16 protein-coding genes are annotated in these 14838 nt (G+C 62.0%); 4 read left to right on the top strand and 12 right to left on the bottom strand.

Annotated elements, in window-relative coordinates; genetic code table 11:
* Positions 1 to 6 precede the first annotated feature (6 nt).
* The 4 genes from dsbG to AB4O16_RS07970 form a co-directional block, all read right to left on the bottom strand.
* Entirely contained in the window at positions 7 to 774 is a 768-nt protein-coding gene (gene dsbG / locus AB4O16_RS07985) for a thiol:disulfide interchange protein DsbG (RefSeq protein WP_160388956.1), read from the bottom strand.
* Positions 750 to 1604, bottom strand: coding sequence for a TlpA family protein disulfide reductase (locus AB4O16_RS07980; RefSeq protein WP_460157478.1), 855 nt, complete (start codon positions 1602 to 1604; stop codon positions 750 to 752). The genes dsbG and AB4O16_RS07980 overlap by 25 nt, the downstream gene beginning before the upstream one ends.
* A complete protein-coding gene (gene dsbD, locus AB4O16_RS07975; protein ID WP_460157477.1) occupies positions 1604 to 3340 on the bottom strand; it encodes a protein-disulfide reductase DsbD in 1737 nt (578 codons plus the stop codon). Before dsbD ends, AB4O16_RS07980 begins: the two co-directional genes overlap by 1 nt.
* Positions 3341 to 3435: 95 nt before the next feature.
* Positions 3436 to 4155 carry a hypothetical protein gene (locus AB4O16_RS07970; RefSeq protein WP_160388959.1) on the bottom strand — a complete coding sequence of 240 codons (720 nt, stop codon included), beginning with the start codon at positions 4153 to 4155 and terminating at the stop codon, positions 3436 to 3438.
* 312 nt (positions 4156 to 4467) lie between these two features.
* Between AB4O16_RS07970 and AB4O16_RS07965 the strand changes: the two genes are divergently transcribed.
* The 4 genes from AB4O16_RS07965 (at position 4468) to AB4O16_RS07950 (ending at position 8360) form a co-directional block, all read left to right on the top strand.
* Positions 4468 to 5148 carry a response regulator gene (locus AB4O16_RS07965; protein WP_008020398.1) on the top strand — a complete coding sequence of 227 codons (681 nt, stop codon included), beginning with the start codon at positions 4468 to 4470 and terminating at the stop codon, positions 5146 to 5148.
* Positions 5145 to 6470 carry an ATP-binding protein gene (locus AB4O16_RS07960; protein ID WP_460157476.1) on the top strand — a complete coding sequence of 442 codons (1326 nt, stop codon included), beginning with the start codon at positions 5145 to 5147 and terminating at the stop codon, positions 6468 to 6470. Before AB4O16_RS07965 ends, AB4O16_RS07960 begins: the two co-directional genes overlap by 4 nt.
* 183 nt (positions 6471 to 6653) lie before the next feature.
* Positions 6654 to 8054 (top strand): diaminobutyrate--2-oxoglutarate transaminase, encoded by a 1401-nt coding sequence (locus tag AB4O16_RS07955; RefSeq protein ID WP_460157475.1) that lies wholly within the window; start codon positions 6654 to 6656, stop codon positions 8052 to 8054.
* Positions 8055 to 8135: 81 nt separating this feature from the next.
* On the top strand, positions 8136 to 8360 hold the full coding sequence (locus tag AB4O16_RS07950) for an MbtH family protein (RefSeq protein ID WP_150718166.1): 225 nt from the start codon (positions 8136 to 8138) through the stop codon (positions 8358 to 8360).
* Between the two features lie 73 nt (positions 8361 to 8433).
* Here the strand turns inward: AB4O16_RS07950 and AB4O16_RS07945 are convergent, their stop codons facing one another.
* The 8 genes from AB4O16_RS07945 to AB4O16_RS07910 are packed head-to-tail and all read right to left on the bottom strand — an operon-like array spanning position 8434 to position 14577.
* Positions 8434 to 9336: a metal ABC transporter substrate-binding protein gene (locus AB4O16_RS07945; RefSeq protein WP_460157474.1), complete on the bottom strand. Its 903-nt coding sequence runs from the start codon at positions 9334 to 9336 to the stop codon at positions 8434 to 8436.
* On the bottom strand, positions 9337 to 10236 hold the full coding sequence (locus tag AB4O16_RS07940; protein WP_160388963.1) for a metal ABC transporter permease: 900 nt from the start codon (positions 10234 to 10236) through the stop codon (positions 9337 to 9339).
* On the bottom strand, positions 10236 to 10979 hold the full coding sequence (locus tag AB4O16_RS07935; RefSeq protein ID WP_460157473.1) for a metal ABC transporter ATP-binding protein: 744 nt from the start codon (positions 10977 to 10979) through the stop codon (positions 10236 to 10238). The genes AB4O16_RS07940 and AB4O16_RS07935 overlap by 1 nt, the downstream gene beginning before the upstream one ends.
* Positions 10976 to 11905: a metal ABC transporter substrate-binding protein gene (locus tag AB4O16_RS07930; protein WP_160388964.1), complete on the bottom strand. Its 930-nt coding sequence runs from the start codon at positions 11903 to 11905 to the stop codon at positions 10976 to 10978. The genes AB4O16_RS07935 and AB4O16_RS07930 overlap by 4 nt, the downstream gene beginning before the upstream one ends.
* Positions 11906 to 11940: 35 nt before the next feature.
* A complete protein-coding gene (locus AB4O16_RS07925; RefSeq protein ID WP_160388965.1) occupies positions 11941 to 12513 on the bottom strand; it encodes a DUF6162 family protein in 573 nt (190 codons plus the stop codon).
* A complete protein-coding gene (locus tag AB4O16_RS07920) occupies positions 12510 to 12839 on the bottom strand; it encodes a hypothetical protein (protein WP_160388966.1) in 330 nt (109 codons plus the stop codon). The genes AB4O16_RS07925 and AB4O16_RS07920 overlap by 4 nt, the downstream gene beginning before the upstream one ends.
* Positions 12836 to 13378: a thiamine pyrophosphate-binding protein gene (locus tag AB4O16_RS07915; RefSeq protein ID WP_160388967.1), complete on the bottom strand. Its 543-nt coding sequence runs from the start codon at positions 13376 to 13378 to the stop codon at positions 12836 to 12838. The genes AB4O16_RS07920 and AB4O16_RS07915 overlap by 4 nt, the downstream gene beginning before the upstream one ends.
* Positions 13375 to 14577 (bottom strand): PepSY-associated TM helix domain-containing protein, encoded by a 1203-nt coding sequence (locus AB4O16_RS07910; protein ID WP_460157472.1) that lies wholly within the window; start codon positions 14575 to 14577, stop codon positions 13375 to 13377. Before AB4O16_RS07910 ends, AB4O16_RS07915 begins: the two co-directional genes overlap by 4 nt.
* Positions 14578 to 14838: the final 261 nt, after the last annotated feature.

Genomic DNA, 14838 nt, shown 5'->3' with positions numbered 1-14838 from the left:
GACTACTTACTTCGGCCCGAGAATCTTCGCCAACTTGTCCGGCGACGGCGCGCCCTGCTGTTGTTGCAGTTCCCCCTTGTCGTCCATGTAGAAAATCGCCGGTGTCGCCTGCAACTCCAGCTCTTCCATCAATTGCATGTTGGCCGCCAGTTTTGCCTGAACGGCTGGCGGCACTTCCTTCAAGGCCTTGAGCGAACTGCCCTTGCCGGCGGCTTCGTGGTCTTGCAGGGCTTTTTCCGGGTCTTTGGCGGCGAGCAGTGCGGCGGATTTCCCCGGGCTGTCTTCGCGGATGATGCCCACCATGATGTGGCGCAACTGCACCTTGCCGGCCTTGACCCAGGGCCGCGCCTGTTCCCAGAACATGTTGCAGTACGGGCAATTCGGGTCGCTGAAGAGGTACACCACGCGCGGTGCATCCTTTTTGCCGTCGCCGATCCAGTTGCTGGTTTCGAACTTGGCCCAGACTTCCTTGGCCATCGGCGCATACACCAGTTTCTGCAACGGCGCGCTGCTCAGATCATTGCCCTCGGCGTCGTACAGGTTGCCCAGCAACACGTGTTTGCCGTCAGGTGTCAGGTACAGCGCCATACCGCGGCCCTGATACTGCGCGGCATAACCGCGCAAACCGTCGGGGGCATCGAACTGGCCGACGATTTTCGCGCCCTTGGCCTCGATTTTCTTGACGGCATCGGGCAGCTCTTCGGCCTGCACCGATGGCAGGTGCAACAGGACGGCACCGAGGCTCAGGGTCAGCAGGTGGCGGAGGCGGGGCATGGCAGTTTCCTTGAAGAAGTGGCGGGTACGGTGTCGAAATTTTCCAGCGCGCGGGCCAGGCTGGCGTCCGACAACTCACCCAGATGGCTGCCCAGCAGGCGACCTTCGGGGTTGTAGAACAGCGTAGTCGGCAATGCCATGGAACCGACGGCCTGGCCCAGTCGTCCGCCGCCGTCGAACAGCACGTTGGACAAACTCAGGCCCTGGGTTTCCAGAAAGGTCGCCACGCTCTGCATGCTTTCCGCCTGATTGACGAACAGGAACGTCAGGTCCGGCCGCTGTTGCTGGGCGTTTTCCAGCACCGGCATTTCCCGGCGGCACGGCGGGCACCAGGTGGCCCAGAGATTGATCACCAACGGGCCGCCCTTGTAGTCGGCCAACTGCACGGTTTCGCCGGCGGCATTGCGCAGGGTGATTTCCGGCAGGCGTGTGCCTTGTTCATAGATCGACAGGGAGAACGTTGCCAATAGCCAGAACGCCAGGCCGCTGGCCGCGCCAAAGCCCAATGGACGGCGCAAACCCGGGCGACGCCAGCCTCGATACAGCGTGGCAAGCACAACGACAATCACCCCGGGCCAGGCGAGGAAGCCGCCATCGCGCAGGTCGATGACCTGCCACGGATCGTTGCGGTAGTGCGCCCAATACACCGCCACGAAACTGATCCGGGCCGCGAGCATGCCCAGCAGAAACAGGCTGAACAGCGCCGACTCGGGGTTTTCGCCGCCACGCTTGGCGACCCGCCAGCCGACAAAAGTGGCCAGCGCCAGCGCACTGATCAGCAGCAGGTGATTGAGCGCGATGGCAAAGGTGCCGAGGGTGAAGGTCAGCATTAATGGGCGTCTCGGGTGCTAATCCAGCGTTGCAGGAAAGTCTCGGCATCGACCTCGCCGGTGATGCGCCGGCTGCGCCGCTCTTCACCGTCAGCGCCAATCCACAGCAGGCTCGGTGGCCCCGGCACTTTGTAACGGCCGAGCAGCTCGCGGCTGGCGGCATTGTCGGCGGTCACGTCCAGGCGGAGCAAGCGCACATCGCTCAAGGCTTGCATGACGTTGGTTTTGCCGAAGACCTGTTTTTCCATGACCTTGCACGACACGCACCAGTCAGCGTAGTAGTCCAGCAGCACCCATTGGCCCCGAGCCTGTGCCGCGTCGAGTTCACGTTGCAAGGCTTGCGGGTCCTTGATGGTGGTGAAGGCATCGTGGCCAACCGGCACGGCGGCCACCGCCTGGTTCGAGGCACGGAAGACCTGCAACGGTTTGAACGGATCGTCACTGCCACCGGCCGCCCCGATCACCAGCAGGCTGCCCCACAAACCGAGCAGCAACGAGCTGGCGCCAAACAGCTGCGCGATACGGCCGAAACCTTCCGACTGCTTCCAGGCGCTGTAGGCCGTGATCAACAGCAGGGCACCGCACAGGCCGACCCACAGGGATTCGTCCAGCACCGGGCGCAGCATCAGCAGCGCGGTGGCGAGGAACAGGAAACCGAAGATGCCTTTGATCAGGTTCATCCAGGCGCCGGGCTTGGGCATGAAGCGATTGCCGACGGTTACCAGCAACAGCAGCGGAACGCCGATACCGATGCCCATGACAAACAGGATCAATCCGCCATGCAGCGCGTTACCGCTTTGCGCGATGTAGAGCAGGGCGCCGGCCAGCGGTGCGGTCATGCAGGGACCGACCAGCAGGCCGGACAGGGCTCCCAGCACTCCGGCGCCGATCAGGCTGCCGCCGCGCTGATTGCGCGAAACGTTTTCCAGTCGATCACGCACGGCCACAGGCAGTTGCAGCTCGAAGAAACCGAACATCGGCAGTGCCAGCAACACGAATATCGCCGCGAAACTGCCCAGCAGCCAGGGGTTCTGCAGCCAGGCTTGCAGGTTCGCACCGAGGGAGGCGGCCACAACCCCCATCGCCGCATACACCAGCGCCATGCTGAACACGTAACTGCTGGCCAGGGCGAAACCGCGTTTGGGCGTGGCGCCGCTACCGACGATCAACCCGGCCAGAATCGGCAGCATCGGCAATGAACACGGGGTGAAGGCCAGCAGAAGGCCAAGGCCGAAGAACAACAAAAGGCTCCAGCCCAGTGCCCGTTGTTGCAGGCTGCTGGCCAGCGCCTGGTCTGGTGCTTCATTGGCCGCGCTCTGCGCATTGACGTTACCCAGGTCCACGACTTGGGTTTGCGGCGGATAACACAAACCGGCATCGGCACAACCCTGGTAACTGACCTTGACCTGGCCGCTGGCACCGGCCGGTATCTTCAGTTCCAGACCCTGGCGGTAGACTTGCTGCTCGCCGAAAAACTCGTCGCTGTGGGCTTCGCCCTCCGGTAGCACGGGTTTGTGCTGTTCCGGCAGACCATCGAATTTCAGGCGCTTCTGATACAGGTAATAGCCGTCGGCAATCTGCCAGAACAGCTGGGTTTCACCGGATTCCAGGCGTTCGGAAGTAAAAATGAACGCGTTGCCGACCGGAAGAAAGTCAGGTTTGGTTTCGAACGGATTGGTACTGGCCTGGGCCAGGCCCGAGATCAATAGAGCAAAGAGGAAAAACAATCGACGCATGGGTAAGCCTTGTCCCTGTGCAAGTGAGAAGGACAATGGATGACGGCGATTAACCGATGATTAACCACCGCTTACCTGCTGTGGTCTGGCCAGGCTCAGTCGCGAAGCAGACCGGGCCAGGTCTGTTCATCGACTTTCTCGGGGCCGTGCACGAGTTCGCCATTAGGAATGGTATAGGTCATGAACTCATTATTGGTCAGGAAGATATGGAAATGACTCTGTGCCAGAGTTCGGTCATTTTGTACGCCGGTGAGAATCCGATCCTTGTACGGTGCCAAGCCAGGCCAGGTCTGTTCATCGATGGGCTGAAGGAGCACATCCGACCTATAAATATCAAACCAGAAACACTGCCCGTCGCTCATAAGGAATCGAAAGGGTGACGGTTTGCCTATCCAGTTTGCACCGCCGGTTTCCCACCATGTGCCCGCCACAATTTTATCAAAGTACGGAAGAATAGGGCGCCAATGAGTAGTTGCCACGGGTCGACGGCGAGTTACCTTGTCATCATCTTGGTCGTACCAGCAGCACATGGGTGTTTTGCCTTCGTAATAGAAGAGCAGAAGATAATCCCGGTCAAAAGCTTCCTGCCCATCGAACTTGTAAAGATTGGTGGTTGAGAACCCGAATCGCAGGTTTTTGACCTCCGAGTGAAAGCTGTCCCAATTATCTGGCGTGACTGATGCTGGGTATCCGTCAGGAACGCTGTTGTCTCCAATATCGAAGCGGGTGTAGGTTTCGGTGTCTGTGAAAAAGAAGTAATAACGATCTTTTCCGGATCGCCAATCGACGGCGACCATGTTTTTTAATGTACGCATGTTCTGATTCCTTTCAGTTTTATCGATGTTATTCAGCGGTAGGTTTGGATCTATATTCAGTCTGGCGATAGCGTGAGGGGGGGCGCCAGTTGTATGACTTTATGCAGTTTTTAAAGATCTATTCAGTGAGCTTTGTTTCGTTATTTAAATGGCCTGATTAAATGTTAGTTGTTTCAGGTTTGTTCAAAGGGCAGGTGATAGCTGATACAACGGCTCTGGGCGGTCCTGGCGCTTCTCCTCATTCAAATGGCTTGTCATAATTGAGCCTTAATCCTCACCTGCTTGACTCACGTTTTTAATCAGGGATCTGCCATGCACGTACTGGTTTGTGAAGACGATGAGCTGATCGCCAGCGGCATTGTCGCCGGCCTGACTGCCCAGGGCCTGACCGTGGAGCACGTCGCCACCGCGTCCGCCGCCCGGGCGATGCTGAAGGTCGCGGAGTTCGATGTCATGGTGCTCGACCTCGGCTTGCCGGACGAAGACGGTCTCAAGCTGCTCCAGCAATTGCGTCATCAAGGCCTGGAACTGCCGGTCCTGATCCTCACCGCGCGTGATTCGGTCACCGACCGCGTCGATGGCCTGCAGGCCGGCGCCGATGATTACCTGCTCAAACCGTTCGACCTGCGTGAGCTTGCTGCGCGCTTGCACACGCTGTTGCGGCGGGTGGCGGGGCGCAGCGTCAACCTGATCGAACACGGCGCCCTGACCTACGACCCGAGCAGCCGCGAAACCACACTTGCAGGCCAGCCGGTGGACCTCTCGCGTCGCGAGCAGTCGCTGCTGCAGGCCTTGTTGCATAACCGTGGCCGGGTGCTGTCCACCGAGCAATTGAAGGACAGCGTCTACGGTTTCAACGACGAACTGGAGAGCAACGCCCTCAACGTCCATATCCATCACCTGCGGCGCAAGCTCGGCAACGGCATTGTCGAGACCGTGCGCGGCCTGGGCTATCGCCTGGGGCCGGCTGATGGCGGAGAAGAATCGAAGTGATGAGTCTGCGTTTGCGCCTGAGCCTGACGCTCGGTGCCGCGTTTGCGCTGATCTGGGCCCTGGCCGCGGCCTGGATGCTCAGCGATCTGCGCAATCAGATGATGTTTTCCCTCGACCAGCGCCTGGTGGCGTCGGCGCGCATGGTCGCCGGCCTGATGGAGCAACTGCCGCCTGTGCCGAGCAAGGGCGAGGGCACCCACTTCAGCGCCGAACAACTGAACATTCCGGGAGGCATGGCCTGTCAGGTCAGCTCGCTGCGCGGTGAAATCCTTGCCCGCAGCCATACCGATCCGCAGCAGACCCTGGAGGCCGAGAAACTGGGCTTTCACGATCAGATGATCGACGGCGCGCCCTGGCGCAGTTTCACTCTGGTCCGGGGCGATCTGCGCATCACCACCGCCGACCGGCAGATCGAACGCGAGGCGTTGAACATGTCGATCCTGCTGGCCGCCTCGGTACCGGTGGGCGTGGCGCTGCTTGGTTGCCTGTGCCTGCTCTGGCTGGGCATCGGCCAGGGGCTGGCGCCGCTCAACCGCATGCGTGACGCCTTGATGCGCCGCAGTGCCGACTCCCTCGAGCCGTTGCAGATCCAGCCGTTGCCCAGCGAGTTGCAACCCTTGCTGGAAACCCAGAACCAGTTGCTGCAGCGCATCGGCAAGACCATCGAACGCGAGCGACGCCTGACCGGGGACGCGGCCCATGAGCTGCGCAGCCCGCTGACCGCCATCAAGACCCACCTGCAAGTGGCGCGCATGACCGACGGCAACGCCCGGGACCAGTCCCTGGCGCGCGCCGAAGAAGGCGCGGACCGCATGCACCGCACCCTCGAGCAATTGCTGCTACTGGCGCGAGTCGAGGGCAGCCTGTCGTTTGACGACGGTGTGCAGTGCAACGCCGAGCAAGTGGCGAAACTGGCGATCCAGGACGCGGCGAGCGGTGATCGCCAGCGCATCAGGTTCCAGGCGCCGGGCAAGGTCTCCGCGGCACCTGTACAAATGCCCGCCGTGCTGTCGATTGCCGCGCTGCGCAACCTGCTCGACAACGCACTGCGCCATACCCCCGCCGACAAGGCCGTGGAGTTGAGCCTGGAAACCACCGGCAATCGAGTGCAGTTCGTGGTGCGCGACCATGGGCCGGGGATTGCCGAAGAGGATTTGCAACACTTGACCCAGCGCTTCTGGCGCAACGGCCAGAGCACCGGTTGTGGCCTGGGGCTGGCGATTGTCCAGGCCATCGTCCAGCGTTGCGGCTGCACGTTGCAATTCGATAGCCGACCGGATGGCCTGCGGGTCGAGCTGACGATGCCACTGCAACCGGTCTGAAAACACCACATGCCACTGTAGGCGCGAGCTCTGCTCGCGATGGTCGAAAACGAAAACGCGTGCTTTCTGAATGCACGCGGTGTTCTTGAGTCCATCGCGAGCAGAGGTTTGCGTGTTACCGCCTAAATCCCTCAAGCGCTGATGCGTTTCCAGAACAGGAAAACTTCATTGAGGGTTAGAGAGATGTCAGTCGCTACCAGCCTTATCGAAGAGCAGCCGGCGACGTCCGCCGAGACGCTTTATCAGTTCAACGAATCGCCATTGCTCGCCCGTCAGAGTCAGCAGGAATCCAACGCCCGCAGCTATCCGCGACGCATTCCCCTGGCGCTCAAGCGCGCCAAGGGCATCCATGTCGAAGACGTCGAAGGCCGCACGTTCATCGACTGCCTGGCCGGTGCCGGGACGCTGGCCCTGGGGCACAACCACCCGGTGGTGATCCAAGCCATCCAACAAGTGCTGTCCGATGAACTGCCGCTGCACACCCTGGACCTGACCACGCCGGTCAAGGACCAGTTCGTTCAGGATCTGTTCGGTCTGCTGCCGCCTGCGCTGGCCGCTGAAGCGAAGATCCAGTTCTGCGGCCCCACCGGCACCGACGCCGTGGAAGCTGCCCTGAAACTGGTGCGTACCGCCACCGGCCGCAGCACCGTGATCTCGTTCCAGGGCGGTTATCACGGCATGAGCCAGGGCGCGTTGAGCCTGATGGGCAGCCTTGGGCCGAAAAAACCTTTGGGCGCCTTGCTTGGCAGCGGCGTGCAGTTCATGCCGTATCCATACGATTACCGCTGCCCGTTCGGGCTCGGCGGTGCGCAAGGGGTGAACGCCAACCTGAGTTATCTGGAAAACCTGCTCAACGATCCCGAGGCTGGTGTGCAACTACCGGCGGCGGTGATTGTGGAAGTGGTGCAGGGCGAGGGCGGGGTGATCCCGGCGGATCTGGACTGGCTGCGCGGTGTGCGGCGGATCACCGAAAAGGCGGGTGTCGCGCTGATCGTCGATGAGATCCAGAGTGGATTCGCCCGCACCGGCAAGATGTTCGCCTTCGAGCACGCCGGGATCATTCCCGATGTCGTGGTGATGTCCAAGGCCATCGGCGGCAGCCTGCCGCTGGCGGTGGTGGTCTACCGCGACTGGCTCGACACCTGGCTGCCGGGTGCCCATGCGGGGACGTTCCGTGGCAACCAGATGGCCATGGCCGCCGGTTCCGCGGTGATGCGTTATCTGGTCGAAAACAAGGTCTGCGAGCATGCCGCCGCGATGGGCGAGCGCCTGGCCGAGCACCTGCGCATCCTGCAGCGGGACTTCCCGCAACTGGGCGATATTCGTGGGCGTGGCTTGATGCTCGGTGTCGAACTGGTCGATCCGACGGGTGCGCTGGATGCCCAGGGTCATCCACCGGCCTTCGCCCGCCTGGCACCGCTGGTGCAGCGCGAATGCCTCAAGCGTGGCTTGATCCTGGAGCTCGGTGGCCGTCATGGCGCGGTGGTGCGTTTCCTGCCGCCGCTGGTGATCAGTGCTGCGGAAATCGATCAGGTGGCCGGGATTTTCGGCCGAGCCCTGGCTGCGGCCACCCGCGACCTATAAATTTTTCGCTGTGCGCAACGTTCCTTCTACATAACGGCTGCGCACACGGCGTAGCCCGCCCAACATCGATGGAGAGACAGCATGACTTCAGTATTCGACCGCGAGGACATCCTCTTTCAGGTCGTGGTCAACCATGAAGAGCAATACTCGATCTGGCCCGACTACAAGGCCGTGCCGCAAGGCTGGCGCACCGTGGGCAAAAGCGGCCTGAAAAAGGAATGCCTGGCTTATATCGAAGAGACCTGGACCGACATGCGCCCGTTGAGCCTGCGCCAGAAGATGGACGAGGCGGCTGTGGCACACTGATTCGTCACACATGAAAAAGCCCGCTGGACTGGTGACAGTCAGCGGGCTTTTTCATGTCGTGTGCAACACGGGGTTACGCGCCACTCAGCCCCTTGATGACCAGATCCACATTCCCCTCCAGCTCCGCCACCGGATCTTCGGCATCGGTACTCAGCACCACCAAGCGGCTACCCGCTCCGGCAATCACCGCTTTCACAGCATCCGACGGCTGCCGGTGATGCAATACCACCGCCACGTCGTTGTCCTTGAGTGTTGTGCCCAGTTGCTTGAGCGCATCGGCGCTCCACTCGGCATCGGGACGTGCATCCTGACCGATCAATTCCAGGTTGAGACCACCGATCAGGTAGCCGAAATGATCGCTCAGGCTCATCACACTGAGGTTGTCCGCATCGGCCAGTCGCGCCTCGCTGGCGGCGCTGAGCTTGAGCAAGCGCTGTTTCAGCGCGGCCAGGTTGGCGTCGATGGTCGGCTTGGCCTCGGGAGCCAGTCGCACCAGGTCCGCCGCCATCACATCGGCCATGCGTCCCATGTTGTTGCTGGAGAGCCAGGGCTGGCTGTTCAGTCCGTCGACCTTGTTGTCGGGCTGTACCGCAATGCCGGGCAGGGCACCATCCACCGGGCGGGCGGCATCGACTTCGACGATGCGGATATTGCTGCGTCGGGAGATCGGGTACAGCGGGTCATCCGGCCACAGTGAGCGCAGGCCGATCACCGCGTCGGCATCGTTCGCCAGACCGGCCAGCGCCGGTGCGCCACGTCCGGTGAAGTAGGCGGTCTGGCGACTGCCGGGCAGATTGGCCGGCGCGGCGCGTTCAAGGCTGACATCGGTGCCTTTGAGCAGTACCTCACCCAGGCCATAAGTAATCGGCAAGGAGGCCAGCACCCGCAGCGGTTTGCCGCTGCCGGCGGCGAAGGTCGTGGTGGCCAGCCCGCACAGGGCCACGGCGAGGGTCAGTTGGCGCAGAGAAAAAATCATTTATCCAAGGTTTCCTTTCAGGCTGGGGACAATGCCGCGCGCGAGGGCGGCCAGGGCGAAGGCGATGCCGGCCACGAGGATGATCGCGGCGCCGGACGGAATCGGCAGGTCGAAGACAATCGGCGCGAGAATCCCGCACAGCGTGCTGACGGTGGCGATCAACACCGAACACCAGAAAAAGCCCTTCAGCGATTGGCTGAGCAAACGTGCCGCCGCCGCCGGAATCACCAGCAGCGCGCCGACCAGAATCGCGCCGATGACTTTCACCGCGGCAACGGTGATCAGCGTCACCAGAATCACGAACAGATAATCCAGGGTCTTCACCGCCACCCCGCGCACGGCCGCCAGTTGCGGATTGAAACTGGCGAGCATGATGCGGTTGTACAACGGCAAGGCCAGGGCCATGACCAGCGAACCGACGATGGCCAACACCAGCAGGTCATTGCCGTTCACCGTCAACACCGAGCCGAACAGCACGTTTTCCAGAATGTGCACGTTGATCTTGCCCGCCAGAATCAACAGCAGGCTCGCGCCCAGGGCCAGCGACACCGAGAGGAACACGCCGATCAAGGTGTCCGGTGCCAGGCCGGTACGGTTGCGCAGGTAGTTGAGCAAGATGCCGAACAGCAGGCAGTAACCGAACAGGCTGCCGTAGGGGCCGGTGTAGGGTTCGCCGAGCAAAATGCCGACGGCCACGCCGGTGAGCGCGGCGTGACCGACCGCCTCGGAGAAAAACGCGAAGCGCTTGACCACCACCAATGTCCCCAGGCCACCCAGCACCGGGCCGATCAGCAGGCCGGCGAGCAGGGCATTGACCACAAACCCATAGGCCAGCGCCTCGGGCAGATAACCCGACGATGCCCAACCCTGGACCATCAGGCGAAAAGCTTCGTAACTCATCAGGCAAGGCTCCGTGGGTGGGTCGAGAACAGGGTCAGCAGGCGTTCCGGCGTCAGTGCCTGTTGCGGTGTGGCGTCGAACAGCACGCGGCGATTGAGCCCGGTGACGTGATCGGCCAGGCGCCCGACCGCTTCCAGGTCGTGCTCGATCCACAGCACGGTGATGCCCGCCGCTCGCCAATCACCGAGCAAGCGTTCGAACACTTGAATGCCGGCCTCATCGAGGGCCGACATCGGCTCGTCGAGCACCAGCAATTGCGGAGGCGGAATCAACCCCTGGGCCAGCAACACCCGTTGGCGCTCACCGCCAGACAGTGCGCCCATGCGGCGCTTGCGTTTGTCCTGCATGCCGACCCGTTCAAGGGCCTCGCCAATCGCCGCCGCGAAATGTTTGCTCAAGCCGAGAAAGGCCGGGCGACGCTGGCACATGGCGGCCATGAAATCGTCGACGGTCATCGGCAAGCCCCGGTCGAATTCCAGTGCCTGTGGCACGTAGCCAATGGTGCCGGGCTCGCCCGGCCATTGCAGGCTCAAGCGGCCCTGATGCGGCATCTGCCCGAGCAGGGTCTTGATCAGTGAACTCTTGCCGCCGCCATTGGGGCCGACCAGTGCGTGCACGCTGCCGGGGCGGACCTGAAAGGTCACGTTGTCGAGGATTGTCGTGCGCCCGAGGGTCAGGCTGATGTCGGCAAAATCCAGCGTCGGGCCGTGGTTTTGCAGGAGCAGGTTTTCTTGAGCCGTCATGCGCCAGACTCCTGAATCGCCCGCACCACGGTGTTGAGGTTGCCGGTCATTTCCTTTTCGTACTTGTCGGCGGTGTATTCGCCGTAGGAGATGTGCGACAGCGGATACAGCTTCACCCCGGACTCACGCTGGATGGTGTCGACGTAGGTGGAGGGAAAGTCCATCTCCGAGAAGATCACTTTCACGTCCAGTTCACGCAGCTGATCGATGGTTTTTTTCAGCTGGCTCGGGCTCGGCTCGATGCCATGGGCCGGCTCGACCACGGCTGTCACTTCCAGGCCGAATTCGCGCAGCAGGTAGTCGTACGCCGCGTGCACCGTGGCCACCCGCAGCTCGGCGTTCGGCGCCTGGGTCAGTTTGGCCAGGGCATCGGCGCGCATCTTGCGCAGGCGCTTGCCGTAGGCGCGGGCGTTCTCGGTGTAGGCCTTGGCATTGGCCGGATCGAGTTTGCCCAGCTCCCGGGCGATGTTGTTGACCTGGGCAATCGAGGCACTGATCGACAGGAAGGTGTGCGGGTTCACCACTTTGCCGGCACCGCGTGCAGCCACACCGGTGGCCGCCAGCAGCGGCACGTTTTCGTTGGCTTCGATCACCGGCACGTTCGGGGTTTCGCTGGCGGCGATCATGCGGTCGGCGAAATCGTCATGGCCCACGCCGTTGAGCACGACCACGTCCAGCCCGCTGATGCGCTTGATGTCTTCGGCGCGGGGTTCGTAGGCATGCGGGTTGAAGCCGGCCGGAATCAGCGGTACCACTTCGGCCTTGTCGCCGACGATGTTCGCCACGTAGCTGTAATAAGGATGCAGGGTGATGCCGATGCGCAGGCGTTTGGCTGCGTCGTCGGCACTGGCGAGGGATGGCAGCAGGCAGGCCAGCAGGCCGACCAGCAGCAAGCGCAAGGTGGAACGTTGAGATGGAATGGGCATGGGAAAGCGGTCTTCTCTCGGATGGGGGCGAGGATTCAGTGCCGGTGCTGGCGAGTCACGCCGGCATCGTATTGCGCGACGATCTGTTGCCAGCCCGAGCTTTCGAGCGCGGTATCGCTGAGATCGGCCGGAGCCGTGAGCGTGCTGGCGCGATTGAGCCAGATGTCAGGAGCGTCATCGGTGGCAGTCAGGCGCATCAGGAATGAGCCGGCGACCGTCGGTACCTGGCTCAGGCCGAAGTAGGCCTTGGCGTTGAGCAATTGCCAGGCATGGCCGCCACGGCTGACGGAGCTGGCGTCCTGGGCAAACGGGGCAAAACCCTCGTCGGCGAGGACCTCGGGAGTCGGCAGGGTCTGCTGTTCCTGGCGCAGCAAATGAATTTCGTCCAGCGTCACCCGCAAATCGGCGTAGATGCCTTGCTCGGAAGCACTGAGGTCGCGGCGCGCATCCAGTTGGTGGCTGTTGACGCTGCTGACCTCATGGGACTCACCGCGCCAGAGCACCACCGAGCCTGCGACCGCAAGGATCAGCAGGCACAGAAGCAGGACGTAGAGGGTTTCGTGGCCGGCACCGGCCGGGCGTACGACTTGGGTCGTTGGCGTGCTCATGGTGCCTCGATGTCCGCTTGGTCGATTTCCACCACGTGACCCGGGCCTGCGTCGAACAGCACGTAGAACTCGGCACCCGGTTTCTTGAAGGTCAGGGTCGAATCGGCGCCGAGTTTGCCCGGCACCAGAATGGTTTCGTCGTAGCCGATCACATCGAGGGTCACGCCCGGCGCGCCGCTGCCGTCGGAAAAACCGCCGGTGCATTTGATCTGCTCGGCGTCGATGGCCTTGCATTCGCACATCGGGTTGTGGGCCAGCGCGCTGGCGCTGAAGCCGGCGCATAGCAGCAGCAACACGGCATTGAGTGGACGAAGCGGGTTGATCATGGTTTGCCTCCTTGTTTGTTCAGCCAGGCGATGGTGGAGGGGGAGGCCTGGCTCAAAGGAATGGATGCCTGATGCATGGAGCCGTCCCAGCCTTCCATGGTGATCCACAGCTCGGCGTTGGCCGTGGTCTTTTCCGGGACGGGCAGCGAAGCGCCCATGCGGTACGGCGTGCCGAAGAAAATCACTCCGGCGGCGCGCAGGCTGCGGGGTTTGCCGATGCGCAGGTAAGTGGCCTTGACCTGTCCGATGCAGGCCTCGCACAGCGCCGCGTTGAAACCCTTCATGTAGCCGGCCGGGCCATCGAGCGTGGGCGCGGCGTTGCGCAGCTCCGCCAGGCGCAGGCTCCAGGGGCCGACCTGGACTTCACCGACTTCGCGTTCGCCCAGGCCACTGTCGCCACGCATCAGCGCTTCGTCGGCGAAGTACTTGGGCATGAAACCGAGTGGAATCAGGAGCAACAGGACATTCAGGTGAAAGCGCCATTTGTGCCAGAACACGCTCAGGCGCGAAGGTTGTGAGGCCGCAATGACTTTGCTCACAGGTTGACCTCCGATGGTTCATTGTTCGTGGCCGGTTGCGCAGCGGTAATACGGGTTTTTTTGTTGCTGCGCTTGAAGGCATTGGCCGTGGCCAGGGCCGTGCGCTTGGTCCAGATCAACAAACCGCTGAGCACCATCATGCTCAGCAACAGGCCGAAGAACGCCCAGATCAGCTTGATCCACAGGCCACCGAAGTCGCCGGTATGCAGCGGGCGCATGGACTCGGTGACGAACTCCAGGGTCGAACGGTCCGAAATCAGGCGCGTGGCGGCGACTTCGCCGTTATACGGGTTGATGGTCGCGGTCTGGAACATCAGCGGATACCAGCCGCGTCCACCGACATCCAGATGGCTGTAGGCATTGCCCGGCAGGCTGACGAAACTGGCCTCCAGTCCGGAAATCTTCTGCGAGGCAATGGCAATCGCGCGGTCAAGGTCGATGCGCGGCGCAGGCGAACCATCGGACGACAGCGGTACCGCTTCGCGGGACATCGCCGGGATGATCTTTTCCGTGGAAATGGAAATATGGTTGTCGAACAGCAGTGCCTGGATCAGGAACCAGGTGCCGGTGACAGAAATCACCGCGATGAACCAGATCGACCAGATGCCGCTCAAGCGGTGGAAGTCGCCCCAGAAAATCCGCGCGCCGTGGCGAATGCGCAGGGTCGGGCGGAAAAAGCCTTTCCAGAAACGTTTGTAGACAACCAGTCCGGTAACGAGCGAAGCCAGCAGCGGCAAGCCAAGAAACGACACCAGGTACCAGCCCCAGCTATAGCCATTGGTGAACGGCACCAGCCACCAACCGTGCAGGGCGCGGGTGAACGCGCGGAAGTTGAACTCCGGCGCGACACCCTGGATCACGCCGCTGTACGGATTGACGTAAATCACCACCGAGCGCCCGTCGGGATAGCTGACTTCGACATCCAGCGCGAAGTGCGACTCGTCGGGCCGACTGATGCTCTGCACCACGGTCTGCGGCTCGGCCTTGTTGATGGCCTCGATGACCTGCTGATAACTGAGAAGCGGTGCATCGTCCACGGGCTGGCTGGCGCGCATGGGCGGGTTGGCCAGCCAGACGATTTCCTGGCTGATCACCGCCAGGGTGCCGGTCACGCAGACGATCAGCACGAAAAACCAGATTGGCAGCGCCAGCCAGCTATGGACCAGGAACCAGATTTTTGAACGGGACTTCTTCGACATATTGGAGGTCTTGCCTGGATGAGAGGCAGCTCGTCTGCGGGCTTCGCAGGGGGGAGCGCCCTGAACGTCCAGTCGTGGCTTTTGCCTACGCGACAGGACTGCATCTATGTAAGACGGATGAGCAAAGGAAATCCCGAACGGGGAAATGAAAGAAAATGTTTCGCATTGCCGCAAACCTGGAGTTGGCTTGCTGGCAAAGTGCCTGGAGGGGCCGCGCAGTGATTGCGAGCGAGGCACAGAGGAGGGGAGAGAAACAACGAG

It is taken from the genome of Pseudomonas sp. S2_H10, from assembly GCF_054668285.1.
This window is presented reverse-complemented; position numbering and strand designations above follow the sequence as displayed.